The organism is Flavobacterium aestuarii (assembly GCF_040049115.1).
Taxonomy (GTDB): domain Bacteria; phylum Bacteroidota; class Bacteroidia; order Flavobacteriales; family Flavobacteriaceae; genus Flavobacterium; species Flavobacterium aestuarii.
This window is the reverse complement of the sequence record NZ_JBDLZZ010000009.1, coordinates 14,263-40,521: the sequence shown is the minus strand read 5'-3', so window position 1 is coordinate 40,521 and position 26,259 is coordinate 14,263. Positions and strand designations below refer to the sequence as shown.

The window sequence follows — 26,259 nt, the reverse complement described above, 5'->3', positions numbered from 1 at the left end:
AAAGATTAAAAATCAGCTATCCAATCTTCTTGACAAATGTTAAGAAATGCTCTGACGAATACGACTTAACGATTCGGGAGTAATTCCCAAATAGGAAGCAATATAAATCAAAGGCGTTCGCTGAATGATTTTCGGATGAGCTGTCTGTAAAAAAGTAAGGTATTTTTCCTTGGCAGGAATCATTTGAAGTTTTAATAATCGATCTGCCATGCAGAGGTAATTTTGCTCTGCCAATATTCTTCCAACCCTTTCCCAATTAGGGATTTCAGCATATAGCTTTTGCATTTTTGCATAACTAATGGAAAGCGTTTCGCATTCCTCAATGCATTGTATATTTTCAAAAGAATGCGTTTGGTTTATAAAGCTGGAATAGGAAGCAATAAACCCATCATCTGCACTTAGATAAGTCGTGATTTCTTTGCCATTTTTCAAATAATAAACGCGTGCTAGCCCATTAATGATAAAATAAATTTCGCTGCTGATTTTTCCAATTGTTGCCAGATATTCTTTGGGCTTAAATCTTGCATACTCAAAAGAAGAGACAATCTTTTCAATTTCGTTTTCAGTAAACGGCGCTATGGCTAAAATCTGTTTTTTCAACGAAATTGAGTACATTTTTTAATTTTTAGAATTAACTGATTTACTGAAACTTCTTTTTTTATATGGCATTCGCCAAAATAAACCCACTTGTCCAAGCATTTTGGAAATTAAATCCTCCTGTAATGGCGTCGATATTCATGATTTCCCCTGCAAAATAAAGATTCTCGTGAAGTTTACTTTCCATGGTTTTAAAGTTGATTTCTTTTAAATCGATTCCGCCGGCGGTTACGAATTCTTCTTTGAAAGTGCTTTTGCCATTTACCTGAAAAGTACCATTCGTTAATTGATTTACCAAGTTTTGTAATTGGTTTTTGGACAAATCAGCCCATTTTGTATCGGTGGGAATTCCCGAAGCCAATACTAAACTTTCCCAAAGACGATTGGTTAAATCAACAGCCGATTTTTTGGAGACCGATTTTTTGGCGTGTTCCTGTTTTGTGGTTTTTAAGATTTTCTCAGCATCTTCGGCATCAAGATCGTTTAACCAATTCACATAAATGGTAAACTGATAATTCTTGTAATGTAAAATCCGCGCTCCCCAAGCCGATAATTTCAAGATTGCAGGACCGCTCATTCCCCAATGTGTAATTAATAACGGCCCTGTTGAAGTCAGCTTTGTGTCTTTTACTTTTACGATAACTTGGGCTGACACTCCCGGTAATTCCTTGATTCGAGGGTCTTTTATATTGAAGGTAAATAACGAAGGAACCGGACTCACAATTGCGTGTCCTTGTTTTTGCAACATTTCCCAAATTTTAGGATTACTGCCTGTAGCAAGAACTAATTTTTCGGCAATGTAATTTTCATTTTGCGTTTCTACTTTCCAAAAATTGTCTTTTTTGAAAATGGACTGCACACTTTGCCCTGTGAAAATTTTGATTCCGAGTTTTTGGGTGGCTTTTACAAAACAATCAATGATGGTTTGCGAGGAATTTGAAACCGGAAACATACGGCCGTCTTCTTCTATTTTCAACTCTACTCCGTGTTTTTCGAACCATTCAATAGTATCACCCGAACAAAATTGATGAAAAGGCCCACGCAGTTCTTTTTCTCCACGGGGATAAAATTTGACCAACTCATTTGGCTCGAAACAGGCATGCGTCACATTACAGCGACCGCCTCCGGAAACACGGACTTTTGCCAACACTTCTGCTCCTCGTTCGAGAATGGCAACTTTCATTTTCGGGTTTTTCTCTACGATATTGATAGCTGTAAAAAAGCCTGCAGCGCCACCACCAACAACGAGTATGTCAAAATTTTGAATCATGTTTTTGCGAAGAAATTAAAGTGCAAATGTAAACATTAAAAAAAATAAACACGAATTACACTAATTGCCACGAATTAAACCTTTTTTTAAATTACACGAATTAAAATTTATAAAACTAAATTTCAATTTTAAACATAATTAGTGCCAATTAGTGTAATTCGTGTTTGACATTTTAAACCCTATCCAAAAAATCAGTGATGATACCATCCACTTTGAACGATTTCATCTTTTGAATATCATCTGTTTCATTTACTGTCCATGGAAAAACAAGAATTCCTTTCTCCTGAATTTTAGTGGTATATTCATTGGTCAATAATTGAAAATCGGGGTGTAGGGCTTCGGCTTTCATGAATCGGGCGAAAGAAATGGCTAAATCCAAATCAGTTTCGGTTAAGACGCCTACTCGGATATTTTCATTTAAAAAACGGACTTGTTGCAGGGCATTCCAATCGAAACTGGAGACTATAAAATCTTCTTTTTTCCACTTTTTTTCTGAAATATAATGTTCTATCAATTGAGCCACTTTCTCAGCCGTATCCTGATTCTTTAATTCGATATTTACAAAACATCTTTGGTTAACCAAATCCAAAACCTCATCCAATGTTGGAATTGTATATTCGCCATTGATTGTAAAAGATTTTAGTTCCTGTAATGTCAATTGGTTCACAATTCCCTTGCCATTGGTTGTCCTGTCGATGGTTTCGTCATGGATTACAATCAAATGTCCTTCTAGGCTAAGATGCACATCCAATTCGATTCCGTCAGCACCCATTGCAATTGCTTTTTCGAATGAAATTAAAGTATTTTCAGGTTCGTATCCTTTGGCTCCTCGGTGTCCTATTTTTAGCATTTTTTTCATCTTACTAAAATAAAAAATGCCTTTATTTTTAACCACATAGAAACATAGAATTTCAAATGATTTGAAAAAGATTTTGATAGATGTTTCACTTCTCACATAGATTAACTATGTGAAAAATATAAATATTTCTATTTATTCTATAGTGATGAACTAAAAATCTATGTTTCTATGTGGTTAATTTTGTACTAGTAAAAAACTAAATGTTTCTGCTCCAAAAAATGAAAAATTTCTTTATTTCATTAATTCCAACAAAACAATGTCAAAGTCGCTTTCAACTGTAACTTTCCCTTTCAAAACGGTTGCTGTTTTTCCGGAATAAGCATCCCTAACTTTGGCTCCTTCCTTGAAGGCTGAACCCACAGGAATTTCTTTTTTCCCAGAAGCCAAATCCAACCCAATTACGACTGTGTCTGTATATTTCTCTTTGGTAAAAGTTCGTGAACACACATACGGTTTTGTCGAAATTTCGGTATTTACACCAGCTCCAACTGATGGATGATTCTTTCTGAACTGACCCAATTTTTGCCAATGCAACAACACTTTTTGGGTTTCGGGATTTGTTTTTACATCGTTCCAATTCATTAACGAACGCAATGTGGCATCGCCCTGAGTACCTTCGACCACAAGGGAACGAGCCGATTCGTCACCGTAGTAAACCTGAGCAATTCCAGGGCTTAACAATAATTTTGTTCCGCTTTCGATGCTTTTGGTACGTTTTGCATCAAAAGGTCCGCCATCGTCGTGAGAAGACAAATAATTCAACACGCTGTGTCCTTTCAGTTGATTGTTCAGCAAATCCGAATATTTTGTGAATAAAGCAGAATAGTCTTTTTGGGCATCACTTTTGAATTCAAAATTGATCATCGCCGTAAAACCATTCTCATAATAATTTACTTTTTTGTCTCCAAAATCGAATATTTGTCCATTGCTGATGTTGTAATTATAAACTTCGGCAATGGTGTAAAACGGGTTATTATCCAAAACCTTGGTCGGATTATTTTTTTTCCATTCGGCGAAAGCATAATCACATTGAGTTTTGAAATCGGCCCAAACGCTTTCGTCTGTGTGCTTCACCGTATCGGCACGGTAACCGTCAATTCCGAACTCAGTAATATAATCCGTCAGCCATTTTATGATGTAATATTTTGGGGTTCTTGGGTAGCCCGTTCTTTTGAAAAAAGCGTCCAATGAAGCTACTTCTTTATCGTATCTTCCTTCGGCTTTCCATTTTTCGACCAAAAAAGGAGGCAGTGAAACTTCAACTTTACTTTCGGTTTTTATATCCGGTAAATTGGATACCAACGTACAAGCAGTAGTATTTTCAAAATTACTGTATTTGCAATTTGGTCCCGTACGAACCCAATCTTCGGGCCAAACAGTATCGACAGGCGTAACCGGTCCGGTATGATTGATTACACCGTCAAGCATGATTCGGATGCCTTTGACATGGGCTTTTTTGACCAATTCGGCTAAGTCTTTTTTGGTTCCAAAATTAGGATCCAAAGCCGTCCAATCTCTTGTCCAATAGCCGTGAAATCCATAACTAAAACCGGTTCCTTCATCGACTCCATCATGAATTTGTTCGACCATAGGTGTGAACCAAATCACGTTGATTCCCAATTTTGTAAAATAACCTTCGTCTATTTTTTGAATAATCCCTTTAAGGTCTCCGCCTTCAAAACCACGAAGTTTTCCGGTGGTTTTAGTTCTGTTATAATTTATATCATTCGATTTATCGCCATTGTTAAAACGGTCGGTCATCAAAAAATATAAATTAGCTCCTTCCCAAACGAAAGGTGTTTTTTCTGTTTTTGCGACAGCGCTTTTTTTCGCTTGTGCAAATGCTAAAGTAGTTACTAGCAAAATGGACAGTGATAGTGTTATTTTTCTAATCATTTTATAGCTGTATTTTGATTTCGTTATCTAATCCTTTTTTCAATACTACCGAAATTTCAAGTATGGGAGCATTGGTTTTAAAATCTACGTTCGCTCCGTTAACGGTAACTTTCGTTGGTTTTGCACTGATGTTGTGAACCAATAATGTTACATTTTTATCGCCACTTGCAAATGCTTTTCCAATTGTAGTGTTGATTTTCAATGTGATAACTTTTGCGGAAGTGTTGCTTGAAAAATTCAATATTTCATAGGCTCCTTTTTCGAAAGCATTTGGAGTCAATCCATCGTCATTGTACAATTTACCTGCGCTTGAAGTTACTTTTTCATCAAAATAAAAATGCAGATCAAAGTTAGCCAACGAATATTTCGTCGTGTTTTGAATTGTTTTAATCATCGGAATAAAAGCCCCTCCACGAACAAAAACCGGGATATTATCAGCTGAAACTGCAATGTTCTCCGTATTTCCGCCTTCGTGTTTTTGCCCTGTATAAAAATCAAACCAATTGCTGTTTTTCGGGAAATAAACAGTCGTATTAGTAACTCCTGCTTTAGTAATTGGTGTCACCAAAAAATCATTTCCCCACAAATACGAATCACAGGAATTCAGTAATTTTTCATTATCTGGCTCTTCAAAAAATAAAGGACGCATTAATGGTAAACCTTTGGTGTTATTTTCAAAAGCCAAAGTGTAATTGTACGGCAACATTTGGTAACGCAACTCAATTTGTTTTTTGACTTTAGCTTTGGTCAAAATGTCTTTATTAACAGGCTCTGAAGCTACTTCTTCCTGCGCGTGCGGACGATAAACCGGCTGAAATACGCCGTACTGCAACCAGCGAACATATAATTCATTATCAAAATAATCTCCGGCAAATCCTCCCAAATCCGAGTGCATATACGCCATTCCCTGCATTCCCATCTGCAATGCAATTTCGGGTTGTGACTGTAATCCTTCCCAAGAACGGCTTACATCGCCAGACCACGGAATCATTCCATAATGCTGTGAACCGGAATATCCGGCGCGCATTAAAATGAATGGACGCACATTTGGGAAATCTTTTGCGTAACCATCATTAATCATTTTCGCCCAAGTATGTCCGTAAACATTATGTACTTCATCAGCTTTTCCCTGAGCTGTAAACGACGCTGACGGAAATACTTCGGGTTCTCCCAAATCACCCCACCAACCACCTACGCCTTGGTTGATTAAATTTTTATAAATGTTCCAAAACCAAGTTTTCCCTTCGGGTTTAAACACATCCACAAGTCCGGTATTCCCGAAAAAGAAATCATATTTAAACGGATTTCCGGCATTGTCTGTTGCCAAAACTTTCTTATCGACCGCATCTTGCCATCTACTTGAAGTTGTCAATATAAAAGGCTCGGTAATCAATACGGTTTTGACTCCTTTACCGTTCAAATCGCTTATCATTTTCTTTGGATCAGAGAAATTGTCTTTGTCCCAATCCAAATTCCCCATCGTTCCCGTAACCGTTTTCCCGAACCAATACAAATCAAGGATTATGGCATCTACAGGGATTTCATCTTTCAAATATTTATCAATGGTTTTGGTTACTTCTTCCTGCGAATGGTATCCAAATCTACTAGAGAAATTCCCTAGAACCCAACGAGGAACAAGTGGTTGTCTTCCTGTCAAAGCTGTATAATTTGAAGTCAAATCAACCCATGAATCCCCGGCAATTACCTGATAGGTTTTTCTTCCGGAGATGGTTTCATAAACCAAAGTATTGTCTTTTTTGCTGTCCAAATCCAACCAGCCAATGGTTCCATTATCAAAATGAACCGCATAAATTTTGGACGACATTACCAGCGGAATCGAGAAATTCATTTTTTTGGAATGTGTTCCGTATCCATAATCGGCTTGGTTGTACAATTCCAAACGGTTTCCGCGACGGTTCATTCCTAATGCGCGCGCTCCAGCTCCGTAAAGCGCTTCGGTTCCGTCTACATTAAATTCCAATGTTTCCTGTGGTTGCTCTTTACTGTTTACGCTTCTTTTTACATAACCGTTTTTCTCCGAAATCAGTTCTTTGTTTTTGTACAAATAAGTGATTTGAAAAGGACTTTTTGTAATGGAAACCGCAATTCCATTGGAAGAAAAAACCAATCCGTTTGAGGTTTGTTTTACTTTAAAAGTCGATTTCTCAGGAGTTAAAACTACTGCATGGGAATTCGGATTCGATTTTTCGCCTGTCGGCAAAAATGTGGTTTCAACTATTTTATCAGAATAGGGTTTGATTAAATACTGCCCATCCGATGTTTTTATTTCCAAAGTATTTTGGACAACCTTATAACTTTCAAATTTTCTGTTTGCATTTTGTGCAAAGGAAAAACTTGAAATTAAAAGGAATAGAATTATTTTTTTCATAATTGAAGAATTTATTTGTCAGCGATAAAGCCCTGTGACCCACACTTGTCATGCTGACGTAGGAAGCATCCCCGCCTGATATTCCGCAAAGAAAAAACAATACTATGCGGAGTTTCTTGTGGAGATCCCTCGTTCCTCGGGATGACAATATTGGGGATAATCGTTGTGCCTTAACCCAATTCCTTATATGGTTTAAATTTTTTTTATTTTAATTCCAAAAGCAGAACTGATTTTCCTTCAATAGAAATATCATTTTTCAAGTCGATAGAATTTCCTGAAAGCACATCGTTTCCGGTTTTATAATTGACAATGCTTTCCTCAAAACGTTTGGTCGGGAAAGTCTGTTTTTCCTTGCTGTTATTGATAACCACCATAACCGATTTAGAATCGGTATATCTGAAATAAACATAGACGTTGTTCTCCGGAATATAATGTTTCATCTTCCCGAAATGCACAGCGTCATTCGTTTTTCTCCAATTGAATAATTTTGATGAAAAATCGAAAAACTGTTGCTGCTCGGGCGTTCTTCCCTCTTTTGCAAAAGCGTTATTGGCATCACCAGCCCAACCTCCAGGGAAATCCTGACGAATAGCGGCATCGCCGTCTTTATCTTTACTTCCTGCCATTCCAATCTCGGAACCATAATAAATCTGCGGAATTCCTCGAACGGTTGCCAGCAAAGTCATTGCCATTTTGTATTTGGACAAATCTTTTTGGTAAATTTCGTTGAAACGGTTTGTGTCATGATTTTCGGCAAAAATCATAATGCTGTTGATATTTGGATACAGAAAATCATTGGTGAAATTTTCATAAATATTGACCATGCCTTCATTCCATTTTCCATTATCCTGATTGAAAACATTGTCCATCGTTTCCATCAGCGTGAAATCCATTACCGAAGGCAAATAGGAATTATAATTTTGTATGGCTGCTATCTTACTGTCTTTTTGCCAATACGCCATCTGCGCCTGATCATGCATCCATACTTCACCAACAATATTAAAATTTGGATATTCATCAGTAACAGCTTTTGTCCATTCGGCGATTCCTTTTTTGTCACAATACGAATAGGTATCGACGCGGAAACCGTCCAGATTGGCATATTCAATCCACCAAATGGCGTTTTGTTTCAAATAGGTATTCACCAATGGATTCGACTGATTCAAGTCGGGCATTGATTTCACAAACCAGCCGTCCATACACATTTTGGCATCAATCTGAGATGCATTTGGATCAAACTGAGTGGTCATTCGGTAATTCGTTTGGGCATAACCTGGAAACTGGTGAATCCATTCATAAGTTGGCAAATCTTTCATCATCCAGTGTTCTGCTCCCCAATGATTCGTCACATAATCCATGATAAGTTTCATATCGCGCTTGTGCAGTTCAGCCGAAAGCTGTACATACTCTTCATTGGTTCCAAAACGAGGATCAATTTTGTAAACATCAGACTGTCCGTAAGTATGGTAAGAATAAGCTTTGTCATTGTCTTCGCAAAGCGGTGTCGGCCAAAGTGCCGTCGCTCCCAATTCTTTGATGTAATCCAAATGCTGCATCATACCGGCAATGTCACCGCCGTGTCTTCCGCCTGGGAGTGCTCTGTTTCCTTTTTCAGTAACTGATTTATCGCTGTCGTTTTTAGGATTTCCATTCGCAAAACGGTCAGACATTATCAGATAAATCAAGTCGGAGGCATCATAGCTTTTTCTGGAAGCCGAATTTTCTCTTCTTTGTTTCAGACTGTATTTTTTGGTAAAAACGGCTTTTTTGTTTTTCGAAAATGTAAAAACCAAATCCTGCGCCGTCACATTTTTTGTATCGATGGTAACAAAAAGATAATTTGGGTTTTCGGTCTTTTTTACTTCTTTGATTACAATATTATTAGAAACCGTCACTTCATTTTCGGCAATATTTTTGCCGTAAAACATAATCTGCAGTTCTGGATTATGCATTCCTGCATACCAAAACGGAGGTTCAACTCTGTCAATTTGTCCAAAAACGGATGCTGATATAAGACACATGAGAATAATTGCTTTTTTCATTACTGCTATAATTTTAAAACCCTTTCGAAGTAATACTAGGAAAGGGTTTGTTTAGTGATTTATTTTAATGATTTGGCTGAACCAAAACGGCTTTGCCATTTACATAAACAGTTAATTCTGTTGTTCCTTCCAAAGTGAATTTAGTATCCTTGTGATCCACTGCAATTTTCAGAATTTGGTTTCGGAAATTGATTTTAAAAGTATAGCCTTTCCATTCTTTTGGAATTTTTGGAGAGAAATGAAGTGCATCATTTTTCACCCTCATTCCACCAAATCCTTCAACGATACTCATCCAGGTTCCGGCCATAGATGTGATGTGACAGCCTTCTTCAACCTCTTTGTTGTAATCGTCAAGATCCAAACGGGAAGTTCTTAAATAGAAAGCGTAAGCCATATCCATTTTGTCTAATAAAGCGGCCTGAATCGAGTGTACACAAGGCGAAAGCGAACTTTCATGCACTGTAAATGATTCGTAGAAATCGAAATTACGTTCCAATTCCTCTTTAGAAAAATGATCTTCGAAGAAATAGAAACACTGCAATACGTCAGCCTGTTTGATGTAAGGTGAACGCAAAACTCTGTCCCAAGACCATTTCTGATTGATCGGTCTTTGTGAACGGTCTAAATCTTTTACACGAACCAAATCTTTATCCAAGAAACCGTCCTGCTGCAGGTAAATCCCCATTTCTTCTGATCTTGGGAAATACATATTGCTCGAAACTTTATTCCATTCCTGTAACTCAGCATCCGAAAGTTTTACTTTTTCGATAATGCGTTTATGGTCTGCAGGATATTCTAAAGATACTTTTTGAATTTGCTCTGTGGCATAATCAATACACCATTTTGCAATATAATTGGTATAGAAATTATTGTTGATGTTGTTTTCGTATTCGTTTGGACCAGTTACACCCAAAATCATGTACTGATTTTTGTTTTTAGAAAAAGAAGCTCTTTGGTGCCAAAAACGGGCGATACCAATTAAAACTTCTAATCCTTTCTCTGGAATATACGAGTAGTCGCCTGTAAAACGGTGGTAATTGTAAATTGCAAAAGCAATCGCACCATTTCTATGGATTTCTTCGTGAGTGATTTCCCATTCGTTGTGACATTCTTCTCCGTTCATAGTAACCATTGGGTACAAAGCTGCACCGTCTTTGAAACCTAAATTATCTTTAGCATTTTCAATGGCTTTATCTAATTGGTTGTAACGGTAGGTCAATAAATTACGGGCAACCTGCTGGTCTTTTGTAGCCATATAAAAAGGAATACAATAGGCCTCAGTGTCCCAATAAGTAGATCCGCCGTATTTTTCTCCGGTGAATCCTTTTGGTCCAATATTCAAACGGGAATCTTTTCCTAAATAGGTTTGATTCAATTGGAAAATATTAAAACGAATTCCTTGTTGTGCTTTTACGTCCCCTTCAATTGTAATGTCAGACATTTCCCAAATCTTTGCCCAAGCATCAATTTGGTCTTGCAGTAATTGGTCGTAACCTTTTGCTAAAGCTGAGTGAATAACATTCTCTGCTGCCGAAACGGTATCAGTGTGATTTAACGAAACGGTATAACCTCCAATTTTTTGGATTCCGGATTTTTCTCCTTTTGCTGCAATAACATCGTAGTAAAATAATATTTTATCAGCAGTTGTATCAACAGAAATTGGAGATAAATTTTGTTTTTCACCTTTTGCAAAAATCGTATTCTGCATAAAGGTTGTTACTTTAAAATGCGTTTTGAAAGTCTGCGCTGTAACAAAAGCTTCGTTCCCTGATTTTTTAACATCCAAAGGCTCCCAGAATTTCTCTTCCCAGTTAGCATCTTCATTGGTTACACCGGCATCGATGTAAGGTTTATAGATGATTTTGGCGTCTTTGTTCAAAGGAGTGATTTCATAGTTGATTACTCCGACTTCGTCTAAATCAAGTGATAGAAAACGACGGACATTCACCGATACTTCAGTGCCATTTTTAAGTGTCGCCTGAAATGAACGGTTGTACCAGCCTTCTTTCATATTGAGCTCGCGACGGTAGTTTGACACTTGGGTACAGGTATTCAAATCAAAGTTTTCACCGTTAATTTCGATATCAATTCCTATCCAGTTTGGAGCATTCAATACTTTAGCGAAATATTTTGGGTAACCGTTTTTCCACCAGCCCACTTTAGTTTTGTCCGGATAATAAATTCCGGCAATATAACTTCCCTGAAAAGTTTCTCCTGAATAATTTTCTTCAAAATTGGCTCTCTGACCCATAGCACCGTTACCGATGCTGAATAAACTTTCGGAAGACTTAACTTGCTCTTTATCAAATCCTTCTTCGATGATAGACCAATTATCTGGTTTTATATAATCTTGATTCATTTTTTTAATGTGTTAATGTGAAAAATTAAACTCTTTGTGAATTATCTAATTTTCACATTTTCTGATTGACTAATTATTTATTAATTAATAATTCCAAAAAAGTGGAATTCATTTCGGTAAAATCTTTAAAATTGTATTGCGCTTCATGCAGTGTTTCTTCATGACCTATGCCAATACTCATCATCTTGGCAATATTTGCGGCTTGAATTCCTGCTACAGAATCTTCAAAAACGATAGAGTCTTCATTGGTTACATTCAATAAGCTTGCGGCATGAAGAAAAACTTCGGGATCTGGTTTTGCATTCACCACATCATTTCCATCAACTATAGCGTCAAAAAAAGGCAGAACTCCAGTTTTTTCAAGAATAGGTCTTGCATTTTTACTAGCTGATCCCAAAGCAATTGGCTGATTATTCGCTTTTAAAAACTTTAAAACTTTCATGACTCCAGGCAAAATTTCAGTCTCATTCATATCAACCAGATACGAAAGATAGTCTTCGTTTTTTTGGATTAACCATTTGTCTTTTTGCTCCTGAGAAGCTTCAACATTCCCTAATTCCAAAATGATATCTAAGGAACGAACCCGGCTCACTCCTTTTAATAATTCATTGTGTTCTAATGTGAAATCAATTCCTAATCCACTCGCGATTTTTTTCCACGCTAAGAAATGATATTTGGCAGTGTCAACAATTACACCGTCTAAATCAAAAATAAATCCTTTTCTCTTTTCCATTATTCTGCTTATTATTTTTTATTTTATTCCTGCACTTTTTCTTTAACGAAAAACACAGCCAGACCAGCAATCAGCAGAGATATTCCTGCTATTACAATTATCGCCATTGGTTCTCCTCCAAAGAGCATGATTATAGTACTTCCTAATAATCCTGCTGTAATTTGCGGCAGCGTTATCGTGGCATTAAACAATCCCATATATACCCCCATTTTTTCGGCAGGCAATGACCCTGAAAGCATTGCATATGGCATTGCCAGGATAGCTGCCCAAGCCAATCCTACTCCTGAAATAGAAAGCAGTAACATGTTTTTGTCTTCGACTACAAACATTGATATTAGCCCCAATCCTCCCATAAATAAAGAGAAGCTATAGGTTTTTTTTCTTCCGATTGATTTGGCGATCGATGGGATTAAAAGTGAGAACAATGCTGCAACACCACTGTAAAATGCAAACATTACGCCTGTCCAGTCTCCTGCTTCATTAAATCCAACTGATTTAGCATCGAGAGCGGCTGATCCCCACACCTGATTGGCAATAGCCCGTGTGGTATAAACCCACATTAAAAACAATGCAAACCAGGAAAAAAACTGAACAATGCCAAGCTGCCAAAATATTTTAGGAGCATTGCCTATCAGCTTGAAAATATTTTCTTTTGGCTTATCTTCAGCAGTATTCAAATCAATATTATTATATTCAGCATGTTCTTTCGGCGCATATTCTCTTGTTCTAAAAACGGTCCAAAGCACTGTTCCCAATAATATTGCTCCTCCAATGTAAAAAGACCAGATTACAGATTCCGCCACTTTTTCGCCAGCAGCCGGGACGTTTGACAATCCTGTTTTAACTAAAATCCAAGGCAATAATGATCCAAAAACAGCACCAAAATTAATTAACGCGCTTTGCAGTGAATAGCCTAGATTTCGCTGTTCATCATTTACCATATCACCCACCAGCGCTCTAAATGGCTGCATGGTAACATTAAATGATGTATCCATAAGCAATAGCATCACGGCTCCAAAAGCCAGAGGTGGCAATAGATAAGTGAAATATTCAGCATTGGGCATAAAAAACATTGCCAGTGCCGAGACGATTGCTCCGAATAATATAAATGGGATTCGGCGGCCTAATCTGGTCCAGGTTTTATCGCTTGAAAGACCAATAATAGGCTGTACAATTAAACCAGCCAGCGGCGCCGCTAACCAAAAGTACCCAATGCTGTGAACATCGGCACCTAGTGCTTCTAATATTCTACTTGTGTTTCCATTTTGCAAAGAATATCCGATTTGAACTCCCAAGAATCCAAAACTTAAATTCCAAATTTGCCAAAAACTTAAATTTGGTTTTCCCATTATTAAAAAATTTACATATTTATTTACTAAACAAACAGTTGTTCTGTATTCTTGATCAAAACTGACTATAATTTATTAATGAAAATACAAATAATACAAAATGAAATTGAGTTCAAATTAATACTCTCAAATCAACTTTTAAACACAATATTGTTTAGCGCTTCTTTTCAAAACAGCAAACTTTGGCATTTTGGAAAAAGACTAAACTTTTATTCATTTCTGAATTCAGCATGTTTTTAATAAAAATTGTTATGGGCAGCATATGTACAGTTAAATAAATATCCCTAAAGGAACTCTCACTTTAATAATTAACTGTGCTCTTGTAAAAATTCATTAAATCATTATACAATTTATGAATCTTTTTTTAAAAGATTTATCGTGCCTTAAAAAATTATAACACGAAATTTATCGTTATAAAAAAACTCATCTTATTTTTCGAAGTAAAAGAAAAGTTATAAACGTGGAGTAAATGTATAAAATTCTTTTTAGTAATTATTTAATAAAATTCAAAAATCATCATTTTTTTTCACTACAAGGTTGTAGTAATTAATAAATTACATATTTTCTTTGCAAAATTTTTAGAATTAATAGATTGCCATAAAAAAATCGAATGGGTTTTATCCATTCGATTTCAATTTTTAAAAACTATATTTTATCTAAAAATATTCTTTTGCTTCGTCTGATTTGCAGTCTGCTGCTAATTGGTAGATTCTCTTTCGACTAAATAGGTTTCAATAACTTCGGTAATGTAATTTTCTTCCTCCGATTCATCTTCCGATTCCAGCCGGTCGATGATTATTTTGGCAGCGCGGTTTCCCATCTTAACACCGCTTTGGCTCACAGTAGTAATTGTTGGGGTAGAATATTTGGAAATCATTCCGTCTGTAAAGGCGATTACTGCAAGATCTTTTGGAACATTTAATCCTATTTTATTAGCCGCTTTGATGCAGGTCACAGCAAAAATTTCATTTACAGCAAAAACGGCATCAATAGCTTCATCCTCCAAAAGTTTGCCAATAATAATTTCGCAGGTATCTATATCCTCAATTTTTATAATCAGGTGTTCATCAAAAGGCAGATTATTGTCCAGCAGTGCTTTTACGTATCCATCAGTTCTTAATTTGCCAACACTTACATAATCGACGGTGGTTACAAGAGCAATCTTTTTCCGGCCTTTATCAATCAGGCTCTGAACGGCTTCATAGGCGGCCTGCTTGTCATCAATAATTACTTTGTCACACAATACTTCATTGGTAACACGGTCAAACATGACCACAGGCATTCCCTGATTAATCACTTCGGTAATATGATGGAAATCTCCTTTAAACTGGGTTTCTTTAGACAAGGACATGATAAAACCGTCAATACTGCCATTAGCCAAAAGTTCCATATTGAGTACTTCTTTATCAAAGGAATCATCGGAGAGACAAATGACTACACTGTATCCGTTTTCATTGGCAATCTGTTCGATTCCATTAATTACTGTAGAGAAAAAATGGTGTACAATTTCGGGGATAATTATTCCTATTGTTTTAGTTTTCCTGTTTTTAAGGCTGAGCGCAATATTATTGGGTTTATAATGATAAAATTTTGCAAATGCCTGAACTTTCAGCCTGGTTTCCTCTCCAATTTCGGGACTGTTTCTAAGTGATTTTGAAACCGTGGAAATTGAGACATCCAATTCTTTGGCAATTTGCTTTAGCGTTATTTTTTTCTTCATCTTAAAGTGGCATTACTTGATTGAACTATTCGATTCGTAATAAAGGTAACATAATTTTTTATTTATTGTAAATATTCATGCAAAAATGAATATAAAAAGCAAAGTTTTCAACACTATCACGTTTTCGTAAGCCTCTATCGTTTTCGTCATGTTGAGCGTGTTAATTAATTCTTAATTTTGAAATTCGAAGTAAAGAAAACTTAAACAAAAAACTTAACCAAAAAAACAATTAATTTAAACAAAAAGTATGAAAACAATTTACAAAAAGTTGTTATTTTTATTACTCCTGCTTCCGTTTTGTGCAATAGCCCAGAACAAAGTTGAAGGAACGGTACTTGATAATGTATCAGGTCAGCCCATTCCGGGAGTAAATGTAAAAATAGAAGGAGGCACCTCTGGTGTATCAACTGATTTTGATGGTAAATTCCAGTTAACCAATGTAAAACCTACGGATGTATTAAACATATCCTACATGGGTTATACAACTAGAACCGTAACCGTTGGAAATCAAAAGTCATTAATAATTAAACTTCAAGAAGATTCTAATCAGTTATAAAGAAGTTGTAGTACAGGTTGGATACGGTTCTGTTAAGAAAAAAGATGCTACTGGAGCCGTTACTGTATTATCAACTAAAGATTTTAACAAAGGCCAAAATGTTACTGCAGAAAACTTGATTACTGGTAGAGTAGCAGGTGTAAGTGTTACTGGAGGAGGTGCTCCAGGTATTTTGAAAAACACTAGTTTTGAGAGAACAACCACTTCATTGTCTCTGAATCCAGTGCTTTTAGATAATCACTTAAAAATTGATATCAATGGTAATTTATCATTTGGTAAAAATCAGTTTCAAGACCAAGGTAATGTAATCGGAAGTGCAGTAGGATTTGACCCAACACAATCGGTATATCAGGCAGATTCTCGTTATGGTGGTTATTTTGAATGGTTGGAAGCTAATGGCGATGTAAATTTACTTGCTGCTAAGAATCCAGTTGCCCGCATTAATCAAAATAACAGAAGATCTACTTCTACAAGAAAATGGGGTAATGCAAGATTTGATTATAAAATGCACTTTTTAGAAGAGCTGAGAGCAGTTGCTGAAATAGGAATTGACAAATTTGATAGTGATGGATTTGAAGAAACCAGTATAAATAGTGTAAGCGGTTATCAACCAAAAACTTTTTCTTCTGGTCAATGGACAAACCTAGGCAACTATAGAGAATATTCAGATTCTCGACAAAACAAAAACTTAAATGCTTATTTAAATTATGTAAAAGAATTTGGTAAATTCAAAGTAGATGCTACAGGAGGTTACAATTACCAATTATTTGAAAGAGAAGCATATACAACTGGAGAGATCAGACAGCCAAACCCAGCTGAAGATGTAACTACAGATCCAGATATTAATTTACAATCTTATTTTGGACGAGTAAACCTCGGATTTGATAGTAGATATTTACTAACTATTAATTATAGAAGAGATGGAACTTCTCGTTTTTCGGAAGAAAATCGTTGGGGCGATTTTGGAGGAGCTGCATTTGCTTGGAATATAGCTGAAGAATCTTTTTTGAAAGACAATAAAACCATTTCTGCATTAAAATTGAGAGTTGGGTACGGTACTACTGGTCAACAGGATATTTCGGCTTCTTATGATTATTTAAGAAGAGTAACATTAGGAACTGTAAATTCAAATTATGTTTTTGGAAACAAAGCTTACCAAGTTGCTAGAACTGAAGGATATAATAAAGATATCAAATGGGAAACATCTACAGAATTTAACTTAGGTGTAGATTTTGGTTTCTTAGAAAACAGAATTAATGGATCTCTTAATTATTTTAATAAAGTAGCTTCCGACCTCTTGGCAGATATTGCTTATCCTGATGGTGCTAATTTAAGAAACTCTGGTTTTTCTAACATTGGAAGTGTTACAACTCAAGGTATTGAATTCAATGTTAATGTTGATGTTCTTAAAAAAGACAATTTAAATTGGAATGTTGGTTTTAACATGGCTTATCTTGACCAAGAAATTACTGACTTAGGCACAACTGTTCCTGGCTTTCAAGGGTATATGACAGGTGATAATATTGCTGGAGGTAGTAATAATAGAATTAAAATTAACACAGTAGGTTTCAATCCAAGTTCTTTTTATGTATATGAGCAGCTTTACGATGCCAACAAGAAACCTATTCAAGGCGCTTACGTTGATAGAAATGGTGACGGTAAAAGAGATGCGAATGATTTATATAGATTCCATAAGCCAAATGCCGATTATACTTTTGGATTATTTAGTAATTTCAATTACAAAAAATTTGATTTCGCTATGAGCTGGAGAGCTAGTTTAGGTAATTATATTTTTGATAATATTAGTTCTGACAGAGGATATTTGCAAGCTGCTTTACGAAGAGATACTGATTTGGCAAATATTACTCCTGATTATTATGAAACTGGTTTTACATTTGAAGACAATGGAACACAACGTTACTTATCTGACTATTTTGTAAAAGACGCCTCTTTTATTAAATTAGATAATATATCTGTAGGTTATACTATGGACAAATCGGTTCTTAAACTGGCAAGTTTACGTTTCTCTTTAGGAGTACAAAATGCGCTTGTTTTTAGTAAATACAACGGAATAGATCCTGAAAGTTTTTCAGGTGTAGATGGGGCAGTTTATCCAAGAGCCAGAACATTTATGTTTGGTGTAAATGCTAATTTCTAATCATAATTTTAAATACAATAAAATGAAAATATCATTTAAAAAAATAGCTTATTTATTCCTTTTGCTTATTGGAATGAATATGGTTTTTACTTCTTGTACTGACGACTTGAATGTGACTCCAGAAGATGATGACGAATTTCTTTCAGAAGATTTTTATAAAAATCCAGATTCTTATAAACAAGTTTTAGCTAAATTATATGCTGGATTATATGTAGGAGGAAATGATGGTGACGGTAGAGGTGACATCTCTGGAATTGGGGGGGACTTCAGTAGTTACTTAAGACTTCTTTTTGTATGCCAGGAATTCACTACTGACGAAGCCATAATTGCTTGGGCTGATGGTTCTTTACCAACGATGAATACACAAACTTGGAGTCCTTCAAATGAGTTTTTGTACGGCACTTACTCAAGATCTTTTTATCAAATTAGTATTGCTAATGAGTTCTTAAGAGAAACCACGGACGAAAAATTGATTGCTAGAGGTGTTGACGCTGCTTTGAAAACTGAAATAGCTGCCTTTAGAGCAGAAGCCCGTTTCTTAAGAGCGTTTGATTATGTTCAATTAATGGATTTATTTGGTAATGTGCCAATTACCACAGAAGCCGATCCAGTAGGATTCTATAATCCAGTTCAAAAATCAAGAGCCGAAGTTTTTGCTTTTGTTGAAAAAGAATTGAAAGAGTTGGATTCAAGTTTAAAAGCTTCTAAAGCAAATGAATATGGACGAGTGGATAAAACTGCTGCCAAATTCTTATTAGCTAAAATTTATCTAAATGCCAAAGTATATACTGGTACAGCCAAAAACACCGAGTGCATCACGGCTTGTAAAGAAGTAATTGCTTCGGGATATTCTTTTGCAAATGTGCCTTACTTCCATTTATTCTCTGCTGACAACAATGTCAATGGAGCACAAAATGAGATTATTTTCCCTGTGGTAAGTGACGGAAATTTAATCAGAGCTACCGGAGCTGGAATGAGTTTTATCATGCATGCATCAATAGGTGGATCGATGAATGCTAGTGATAGAGGTATGGATGGTGGATGGCAAGGAATCAGAACAAGAAAAGAGTTTGTTCAATCCTTCCCAGACGAAAACGGAGTTGGTGACAAAAGAGGCAGCTTTTATAAAAATGGACAATCTTTAGACATTAATTCTATTGGAACTTTTACTGACGGTTATGCTGTTACAAAATTTATCAATAAAAAAGCTGATGGTAGTGCCGCTCAAAGAAACGATATTCCTGACACTGATTTTCCAATGTTTAGAATAGCAGATGTTTATTTGATGTATGCTGAAGCTGTACTAAGAGGAGGAACTGGCGGAGATATTGCTACAGCTGTTGGTTATGTTAATCAAATAAGATCAAGAGCAGGAGCAACTGCAGTTACTGCTACAGATTTGACTCTTGATTTTATCCTTGCCGAAAGAGGTAGAGAATTATTCTGGGAATGTCATAGAAGAACAGATTTGGTTCGTTTCGATAAATTTACTGGTTCTAGTAAAATATGGCAGTGGAAAGGTGGCGTTAAAAACGGTACTTCAACAGAATCATACAGAAACCTTATGCCAATACCAGCAACCGCTATTCAAGCAAACCCAACTTTAATGCAAAATCCTGGATACTAATCAAATTAAAAAAATATAAAAAATGAAAAATCTAAATAAAATTTTAATCGCTTTTATAAGCGTACTTGCTATATCTTGCTCAGGTGACGATGTTGAAAACAGACCTGTAATTGTAAAAGGAACCGAACCTGTTCTACTGTCACCTAAATCTGATTTCAACATGGTGTTGTTAAAGTCCGAAGAAACTAAATTAGCTACTACATTCGTTTGGGAAAAAGCAACTTATCAGGGAGACCCAACGGTAATTAATTATACTATAGAATTTGCAAAAAAAGGAACAAATTTTGCGACTCCTTTTGCAGCTTCTACTTCAACTAGTACTTTTAAAGACTTTACCGTTGCTGAACTTAATTCTGCATTAATTAATGCAGGTTTCCCAGCAAAGGTTGAATCTGAAATTGACATTCGTATCAAATCAACTTTAGGTGGTGTTAGTTCAACTCCACAAATTTCTAACTCATTTACAATTAAAGCTACTCCATATCGTGTACCATTAACAAGCTCTCATTGGTTAGTTGGTGCTGCTACTCCAGGCGGATGGACATGGGATGGTGATGCTGAAACAGAATTTCCTTTGATTATTGGAAGAACTGATGCTTATCAAGTTGCAGTTGTATTAAAGAGCGGAGAAGCTTTTAGAGAATTTTTAGGTAACAATTACACAAGTAATGGCAACTGGGATGCATCTCATAATTATACATATTTTGCAAGTAATGGCTTTACAATCGATTCAGAATTGGAAAATGCTGGAGATGGTGACAGTAACTTTAAGTATACAGGACCTACTGCTGAAAGAGTTTTGACAATTGATTATGCTGCCAAAACAATTACATTAGATTAATACAATTAATCTTTAAAATGATTAATTAAAATAAGGGACTGTTTTGAACAGTCCCTTTCTTTGTATATACATAAAGAGCAACAATGCGACTTCATTAAACGGCAGTCGTATTGTTGCTCTTTTGTATTGAAAACTAATCACATAACTATTAATTACAATCCAAAAACACACATAATGTTTGTAGTACTTTTTTTATCAACACTATATCGTTGTAGTAATTTATTAATAATTACCATATGTTATATTATAAGATATATTTTATATTTTTAATAGTAGCTACATTTTTAGCCGTTACTTATTTTGATTTAATATTCTGGAGTGTTTATAGTTGCAAATATGAGCAATCGGAATTTAGATAAGGTTGCGCAACCTGAGACCGAACCCGAGATTAATGTCTTTAAAATATGACTTTAAAATTAAAAAGCGGAAGCCGAAAAGCTAATGAGTAGGCAGAGAAATTTTAACTTTATTAAAATGAAAAAAGATTTTTTAAGTAAAATTAAAGGCGAAATATTAAACGCAAATGAGGCAAAAATGATTCAAGGTGGGTATTCTTATAATCCTGAATGCAATGCGCCTAAATGTCCTACAGGTGGATTTGCTCCTAATGGCTTTTGGCTAACATGCAATGGATCATACACTTACTTCTATTGGAATTACAATACGGGTAGTGCATGTCGAGCATAATTAATTAAAAAAGTTATAGAGAGAATGCTAAAAACATTCTCTCTAAATTACAAAATAGACTATGAAAATAATCCAAAGTTTCTGGACAAAACCATCTACATTTATTTCAGATGATCAAAACGCAAGATATAATGGTGGCTGGCTTCAACAAAAATATGCATTTTATAGTTATGCCTTAAGCGCTTTGACTATAAGCAAACATTATGACAACTTAGAGTTATACACTGATGATTTTGGATTGGAGCTATTTAAAAATGTTTTGCAACTTCCTTATACTAAAATTCATTTAAATCTAAATTCATTAGACAATTACAATCCCAAATTATGGGCTATTGGTAAGTTAGTTGCATGCTCAGTTCAAGAAGAACCTTTTATGCATTTAGACAACGACATATTTTTGTGGAAGAAAATTAATTACAATGAAGAGCAATATGATTTAATCTCACAAAATTTAGAAGTCGATTATCCAAACTACTCACAAGCATTCAATCATATTTTAGAAAATTTTGAATGGATTCCTGATGAACTAATAGAAACGAATCAAAAGCACAATAAAATCTTAGCTTATAATGCTGGCGTGATTGGAGGGCGAAATTTAAACTTTTTTAAAGATTTAAAAATTAAAGCTTTTAAATTTATCGACAGCAATGAAAATTGTATGGAGAATCTTGATCTTGGTATATTCAATACAATATTTGAACAGCAATTAGGTTATGCTTTGGCAGAAAAAAAAAAATTAGACATTCAGTTTTTGTTTAACAATGTAAGTCCTAATTTCGAGCAAGTATTAGACTTTTTTTCGGTCCCTGCTTACTCCAAATATATTCACTGTGTAGGTTATGCAAAGAAATCTATTTTTGCAACAGAACAAGTCGAAGCAAGATTAGCCTATCATTTTCCAGAATATTATAAAGCACTGAATTTAAGATTAAACACTTTTTTTAATTCTCAAGAATATACCAAAAGTTCAATATCAATAGAAAGAATGGCCTTTTTATCTAACCATTATAAATTACTTGATAATCTTAGCATTGAAGAAATATTTAGCTTAAAATTTAGAATTAACGATAAATGCAAAATCGAAATAGATGAAAAAGGAAATGCTCATATTGAATTTATAGTTCCTCAATTATGTAAAATTGAAAAAGAAATATTATCTGGCTGGAGTACAATTCTTTTGTATTTTAAAGATCCCGTAACTATAAAGGATCTCTACGAAGAATTAATTACCGACACTGATTTCATGAATAATTTTGAAGATTTCGAAGTATTCAAAATGAAATTAATCTCTTTTATCTTGGAAAAAACCCTTGTCTTAGAAATCTTAAAACCTCAATTAAATTAATAATATCATAAAGAGTTTTCAAAAAATTCAAAATAAATTAATTTAAAATGAATAATTTCAAATACATCAAAAAATATTTAAGAGAGAATCAATATTACAACCTAGAAGATGGGTTTCATATGCAATTAGAATCTCATCCTAATTTCCCGAGTCTGTATGCGATAATAGATACACTTAGTTTTTTTGAAGTTGAGAATCTTGCTGCAAAAATTGAAAAAGAAGAATTGGAAAACCTTCCCCATTCTTTCCTTTCTGTAGTAGATTCAGACTCAGGAAAGGAGATTGTATTTACAGAAAAAAATAAAACCAACATAACTATAGAGTTTTCAAACGGTTTCAAAAAAAAGATTTCCAAAGAAGAATATTTAAAAATTTGGACCGGAATAATTGTCGCTATTGAAGCTAATCCAATTAACAAAAATCAATTATTTTCTTCAAACAAAAAGTACAATGTAATAATTGGGGGTATTTTTGTACTCTCAACAATTTTATTGTTTTTAATAAATAATAAAGACTTGATTACAGGGATATTTTATTATTTACTCTTGCTAACTGGTTTGATTATTAGTTATTTTTTAGTGCGGGAAGAGATGGGCTTATATAATGATTCCATTTCAAAAATATGCAATGCAACAGAAAAAACAAGCTGTAAAGATGTGATGTCATCCAATGGTGCCAAAATTTTTAAAAACGTAAGCCTAAGTGACATTTCTATACTTTATTTTAGTTCACTGACATTGTTTTTTGTTCTTACTCCTTTTGATTCAAATTGTTTTATTTATTCAATTATTGGAATTTTTAGCGTTCCTATTATTCTATACTCAATCTATTATCAAGGATTTATTGTAAAAAAATGGTGTCTTCTTTGTTTAGGCATCGATGCAGTACTACTATTGCAACTAATAGTAATATCGTTCAATTTCTCTCTAGAACTGGATTCAACTGCTATTATTTCCTTTATTTCTGGAATATTGATAGTTACCTTATTTTATTACTTGGGTTATGAATTAAAAAAAAGAATACTAAAAATAAGTAAAGATGAAATTACTGAATTAGAATATCAAAAATTAAAACGAAGCTATTTTGTTTTTATGGCATTATTAAAAAACAATCCGAAAATAGATGAAGACTCTTTAAAAAAATTAAGCACCATCATAATAGGCGAAGGCGACTCGCCAATAACTTTGTTTTTGGTTTTAAGTGCATCCTGCGGACATTGTCATACCGCTTACGAGGATGCGATAAAATTGCTAAAAAAAAATTCAAATGAAATAAAAATCAAATTACTTTTTAATATAAATATTGAGAATACGGAAAATCCAACAAATTTAGTTTACAAACAAGCCTCAAGCTATTATGGGTCTGGAGAAATTAATAAAGCTATAGACTCATTAAGCGATTGGCATATTGAAAAACTAAATATAGAAAAATGGAAATCCAAATGGGAGAACGAAGATTTAAAATACTCCTCTATAATAATTCCAAATCAATACAAATGGTGTTTGGAAAATAACATTCATTATACACCTGCCATTATTCTTAACGGACATATTATGCCCAAAGAATACCAAATTAATGAACTCAATTATTTTATCGATGAATTAATTGAAGAAAAAACACTAGTACTTTGATAATAAAAAACTTCCCTTTCTACAAACAACCCGATTCCAAAGATTGTGGACCAACTTGTTTGCGTATTGTGGCCAAATATTACGGAAAAGTTATTGAATTGCAACAAATTCGAAATCTTTCAGAAACTACTCGTGAAGGGAGTAGCTTACTAGGGCTAAGTTATGCAGCAGAAGCTTTAGGATTTCGAACTATTGGCATAAAAATAAACTACGAGACATTACAAAATGAATCTCCTCTTCCATGTATTATTCATTGGAACAACCAACATTTTGTAGTTGTTTATAAAATCAAGAAAAACATAATCTATATATCAGACCCTAGCCATGGCTTAATAACTTATTCTAAAGAGGATTTTATTAAATTTTGGATTGGCAAGAATGCCCATGAAAAAACAGAAGAAGGCATTGCTCTTTTACTGGAGCCAACACCGGAGTTTCATAAAAATGAGTGGGATACGGAGAATTATAAGCAAAGTTTTGGTTACTTAACTAAGTATTTATTTCGTTATAAAGGCCTAGTAATACAGCTATTTGTAGGCTTAGCTGCGGCGAGTTTATTCTCATTATTATTTCCGTTTCTTACTCAAAGTATTGTAGATATTGGAATTCAAACCCAAGATTTAAATTTTATTTATTTAATGCTTTTGGCACAATTAATGCTTTTTGCCGGACAAACTTCAATCGAAGTCCTTCGATCTTGGATAATGTTGCATTTGAGTACCCGCATTCATATTTCTCTAGTTTCGGATTTTTTTATAAAATTAATGAAATTACCCATTAGCTATTTCGATAGCCGCATGACTGGTGATATTATGCAACGCATTGGGGATAACCATAGAATCGAACAATTACTTACAGGTAGTTCACTCAATGTAATGTTTTCATTCGTAAACTTAATAGTATTCAGTTTTGTCCTTGCTTTTTATAACATTCAACTATTCTTTATTTTTCTTATAGGAAGTGTCATTTATCTCGGTTGGATATTGTTTTTCTTAAAAAAGAGAAAAGAATTGGATTACAAGCGTTTCTCTCAGGTCTCTAGTGAACAATCCAAAGTGATGGAGCTAATTAACGGAATGCAGGAAATAAAAATGCATAATGCCGAAAAGCAAAAACGCTGGGGTTGGGAATTTGTACAAATCCGACTTTTTAAGGTCAGTATGCAATCTCTTACTTTAGAACAATGGCAATCTGTAGGCTCAAATTTCATTAATCATCTTAAAGATTTGTTGATTACGTTTTTCTCAGCAACATTAGTGGTAAAAGGAGAATTAACACTTGGTATGATGCTTTCGGTACAGTATATAATTGGCCAATTGAATAGCCCGTTGATGCAGATGGTAGATTTTGTGCGTTCACTCCAAGATGCAAAAATAAGTCTGGAAAGACTAGGGGAAATTCACGATAAAGAAGACGAAGAGGATGCCCTAAATCCAAAAATTCAAGATTTGCAACATTCGGATATCTATATAAAAAACTTATCTTTTCGATATACAGGAAATCCAGATTATGTATTAGAAAATTTGAATTTACATATCCCAAAACAAAAAATAACTGCTATTGTAGGCACAAGCGGAAGCGGAAAAACAACCTTGTTAAAACTCATGATGAAATTTTATAAACCGAATAATGGAGAAATCACTCTGGGAAACATCAAATTTGACAACATCTCGCCTAGTGCCTGGAGATCAAATAGCGGTGTTGTAATGCAGGAAGGATTCATTTTTAATGATACTATCGCAAATAATATTGCCGTGGGAGACGATTACATTAATAAAACTAAACTTTTACATGCTGTTGAAACTGCAAATATTAAGGAATTTATAGAAACCTTACCATTGTCTTATAATACTAAAATAGGAAATGAAGGAACTGGTATTTCCGGCGGTCAAAAACAACGTCTACTGATAGCTAGAGCAGTTTATAAAAACCCCAATTATTTATTTTTTGATGAAGCTACTTCCTCTCTCGATGCCAATAATGAAAAGGTAATTATGGAAAACCTGAATCAATTCCTAAAAGGAAAAACGGCAGTTATTATAGCGCATCGCCTTTCTACCGTAAAAAATGCTGATCAAATTGTAGTTTTAGAGAAAGGAAAAATAGTAGAAATAGGAACGCATAAAGAATTAATTCTCCTGAAAAGAAACTACTTTGAGTTAGTAAAAAATCAATTAGAATTAGGAAATTAATCATTTAA

Annotated in this window: 18 protein-coding genes; 8 read left to right on the top strand and 10 right to left on the bottom strand. The window is 34.6% G+C overall.

Annotated elements, in window-relative coordinates; translation table 11 throughout:
- Positions 1 to 39: 39 nt before the first annotated feature.
- From ABEG11_RS11200 to ABEG11_RS11155, 10 genes are all read right to left on the bottom strand, one after another.
- The gene (locus tag ABEG11_RS11200) at positions 40 to 615 is read right to left on the bottom strand and encodes a Crp/Fnr family transcriptional regulator (protein ID WP_348824260.1); all 576 of its coding nucleotides are present in this window, start codon (positions 613 to 615) and stop codon (positions 40 to 42) included.
- Between the two features lie 43 nt (positions 616 to 658).
- Complete coding sequence (locus ABEG11_RS11195) at positions 659 to 1,867, bottom strand: BaiN/RdsA family NAD(P)/FAD-dependent oxidoreductase (RefSeq protein ID WP_348824259.1); 1,209 nt, start codon at positions 1,865 to 1,867, stop codon at positions 659 to 661.
- 172 nt (positions 1,868 to 2,039) lie between these two features.
- Positions 2,040 to 2,717, bottom strand: a complete 678-nt coding sequence (locus ABEG11_RS11190) for a glycerophosphodiester phosphodiesterase (protein ID WP_348824258.1) — start codon at positions 2,715 to 2,717, stop codon at positions 2,040 to 2,042.
- Positions 2,718 to 2,957: 240 nt separating this feature from the next.
- Positions 2,958 to 4,622 (bottom strand): alpha-amylase family glycosyl hydrolase, encoded by a 1,665-nt coding sequence (locus tag ABEG11_RS11185; protein ID WP_348824257.1) that lies wholly within the window; start codon positions 4,620 to 4,622, stop codon positions 2,958 to 2,960.
- A 1-nt stretch (position 4,623) separates the two neighbouring features.
- Positions 4,624 to 7,011 (bottom strand): glycoside hydrolase family 31 protein, encoded by a 2,388-nt coding sequence (locus tag ABEG11_RS11180; RefSeq protein ID WP_348824256.1) that lies wholly within the window; start codon positions 7,009 to 7,011, stop codon positions 4,624 to 4,626.
- A 203-nt stretch (positions 7,012 to 7,214) separates the two neighbouring features.
- On the bottom strand, positions 7,215 to 9,053 hold the full coding sequence (locus ABEG11_RS11175; protein ID WP_348824255.1) for a glycoside hydrolase family 13 protein: 1,839 nt from the start codon (positions 9,051 to 9,053) through the stop codon (positions 7,215 to 7,217).
- A 64-nt stretch (positions 9,054 to 9,117) separates the two neighbouring features.
- On the bottom strand, positions 9,118 to 11,412 hold the full coding sequence (locus ABEG11_RS11170; RefSeq protein ID WP_348824254.1) for a glycoside hydrolase family 65 protein: 2,295 nt from the start codon (positions 11,410 to 11,412) through the stop codon (positions 9,118 to 9,120).
- 73 nt (positions 11,413 to 11,485) lie between these two features.
- On the bottom strand, positions 11,486 to 12,145 hold the full coding sequence (gene pgmB, locus ABEG11_RS11165; RefSeq protein ID WP_348824253.1) for a beta-phosphoglucomutase: 660 nt from the start codon (positions 12,143 to 12,145) through the stop codon (positions 11,486 to 11,488).
- A 23-nt stretch (positions 12,146 to 12,168) separates the two neighbouring features.
- Entirely contained in the window at positions 12,169 to 13,494 is a 1,326-nt protein-coding gene (locus ABEG11_RS11160; RefSeq protein WP_348824252.1) for an MFS transporter, read from the bottom strand.
- Between the two features lie 697 nt (positions 13,495 to 14,191).
- A complete protein-coding gene (locus tag ABEG11_RS11155; RefSeq protein WP_348824251.1) occupies positions 14,192 to 15,214 on the bottom strand; it encodes a LacI family DNA-binding transcriptional regulator in 1,023 nt (340 codons plus the stop codon).
- Positions 15,215 to 15,461: 247 nt separating this feature from the next.
- On the opposite strand from ABEG11_RS11155, the gene ABEG11_RS11150 reads away from it, so the two are divergent.
- The 8 genes from ABEG11_RS11150 (at position 15,462) to ABEG11_RS11115 (ending at position 26,251) form a co-directional block, all read left to right on the top strand.
- Entirely contained in the window at positions 15,462 to 15,770 is a 309-nt protein-coding gene (locus ABEG11_RS11150; RefSeq protein WP_348824250.1) for a carboxypeptidase-like regulatory domain-containing protein, read from the top strand.
- A 115-nt stretch (positions 15,771 to 15,885) separates the two neighbouring features.
- Entirely contained in the window at positions 15,886 to 17,928 is a 2,043-nt protein-coding gene (locus ABEG11_RS11145; RefSeq protein WP_348824249.1) for a SusC/RagA family TonB-linked outer membrane protein, read from the top strand.
- A gap of 22 nt (positions 17,929 to 17,950) precedes the next feature.
- Positions 17,951 to 19,555 carry a RagB/SusD family nutrient uptake outer membrane protein gene (locus tag ABEG11_RS11140; RefSeq protein ID WP_348824248.1) on the top strand — a complete coding sequence of 535 codons (1,605 nt, stop codon included), beginning with the start codon at positions 17,951 to 17,953 and terminating at the stop codon, positions 19,553 to 19,555.
- A gap of 22 nt (positions 19,556 to 19,577) precedes the next feature.
- Positions 19,578 to 20,396 (top strand): SusE domain-containing protein, encoded by an 819-nt coding sequence (locus ABEG11_RS11135; protein ID WP_348824247.1) that lies wholly within the window; start codon positions 19,578 to 19,580, stop codon positions 20,394 to 20,396.
- 474 nt (positions 20,397 to 20,870) lie between these two features.
- Positions 20,871 to 21,083 carry a hypothetical protein gene (locus ABEG11_RS11130; RefSeq protein ID WP_348824246.1) on the top strand — a complete coding sequence of 71 codons (213 nt, stop codon included), beginning with the start codon at positions 20,871 to 20,873 and terminating at the stop codon, positions 21,081 to 21,083.
- A gap of 61 nt (positions 21,084 to 21,144) precedes the next feature.
- The gene (locus ABEG11_RS11125) at positions 21,145 to 22,428 is read left to right on the top strand and encodes a DUF6734 family protein (RefSeq protein ID WP_348824245.1); all 1,284 of its coding nucleotides are present in this window, start codon (positions 21,145 to 21,147) and stop codon (positions 22,426 to 22,428) included.
- A 47-nt stretch (positions 22,429 to 22,475) separates the two neighbouring features.
- A complete protein-coding gene (locus ABEG11_RS11120; RefSeq protein WP_348824244.1) occupies positions 22,476 to 24,059 on the top strand; it encodes a vitamin K epoxide reductase family protein in 1,584 nt (527 codons plus the stop codon).
- Between the two features lie 2 nt (positions 24,060 to 24,061).
- On the top strand, positions 24,062 to 26,251 hold the full coding sequence (locus tag ABEG11_RS11115; RefSeq protein WP_348824366.1) for a peptidase domain-containing ABC transporter: 2,190 nt from the start codon (positions 24,062 to 24,064) through the stop codon (positions 26,249 to 26,251).
- The last annotated feature ends 8 nt before the right edge of the window (positions 26,252 to 26,259 follow it).

Bases quoted from the DNA above. Each gene is read 5' to 3' on its own strand.
- ABEG11_RS11200 (WP_348824260.1), bottom strand. From the start codon at position 615: ATGTACTCAATTTCGTTGAAAAAACAGATTTTAGCCATAGCGCCGTTT.
- ABEG11_RS11195 (WP_348824259.1), bottom strand. From the start codon at position 1,867: ATGATTCAAAATTTTGACATACTCGTTGTTGGTGGTGGCGCTGCAGGC.
- ABEG11_RS11190 (WP_348824258.1), bottom strand. From the start codon at position 2,717: ATGCTAAAAATAGGACACCGAGGAGCCAAAGGATACGAACCTGAAAAT.
- ABEG11_RS11185 (WP_348824257.1), bottom strand. From the start codon at position 4,622: ATGATTAGAAAAATAACACTATCACTGTCCATTTTGCTAGTAACTACT.
- ABEG11_RS11180 (WP_348824256.1), bottom strand. From the start codon at position 7,011: ATGAAAAAAATAATTCTATTCCTTTTAATTTCAAGTTTTTCCTTTGCA.
- ABEG11_RS11175 (WP_348824255.1), bottom strand. From the start codon at position 9,053: ATGAAAAAAGCAATTATTCTCATGTGTCTTATATCAGCATCCGTTTTT.
- ABEG11_RS11170 (WP_348824254.1), bottom strand. From the start codon at position 11,412: ATGAATCAAGATTATATAAAACCAGATAATTGGTCTATCATCGAAGAA.
- pgmB (WP_348824253.1), bottom strand. From the start codon at position 12,145: ATGGAAAAGAGAAAAGGATTTATTTTTGATTTAGACGGTGTAATTGTT.
- ABEG11_RS11160 (WP_348824252.1), bottom strand. From the start codon at position 13,494: ATGGGAAAACCAAATTTAAGTTTTTGGCAAATTTGGAATTTAAGTTTT.
- ABEG11_RS11155 (WP_348824251.1), bottom strand. From the start codon at position 15,214: ATGAAGAAAAAAATAACGCTAAAGCAAATTGCCAAAGAATTGGATGTC.
- ABEG11_RS11150 (WP_348824250.1), top strand. From the start codon at position 15,462: ATGAAAACAATTTACAAAAAGTTGTTATTTTTATTACTCCTGCTTCCG.
- ABEG11_RS11140 (WP_348824248.1), top strand. From the start codon at position 17,951: ATGAAAATATCATTTAAAAAAATAGCTTATTTATTCCTTTTGCTTATT.
- ABEG11_RS11135 (WP_348824247.1), top strand. From the start codon at position 19,578: ATGAAAAATCTAAATAAAATTTTAATCGCTTTTATAAGCGTACTTGCT.
- ABEG11_RS11130 (WP_348824246.1), top strand. From the start codon at position 20,871: ATGAAAAAAGATTTTTTAAGTAAAATTAAAGGCGAAATATTAAACGCA.
- ABEG11_RS11125 (WP_348824245.1), top strand. From the start codon at position 21,145: ATGAAAATAATCCAAAGTTTCTGGACAAAACCATCTACATTTATTTCA.
- ABEG11_RS11120 (WP_348824244.1), top strand. From the start codon at position 22,476: ATGAATAATTTCAAATACATCAAAAAATATTTAAGAGAGAATCAATAT.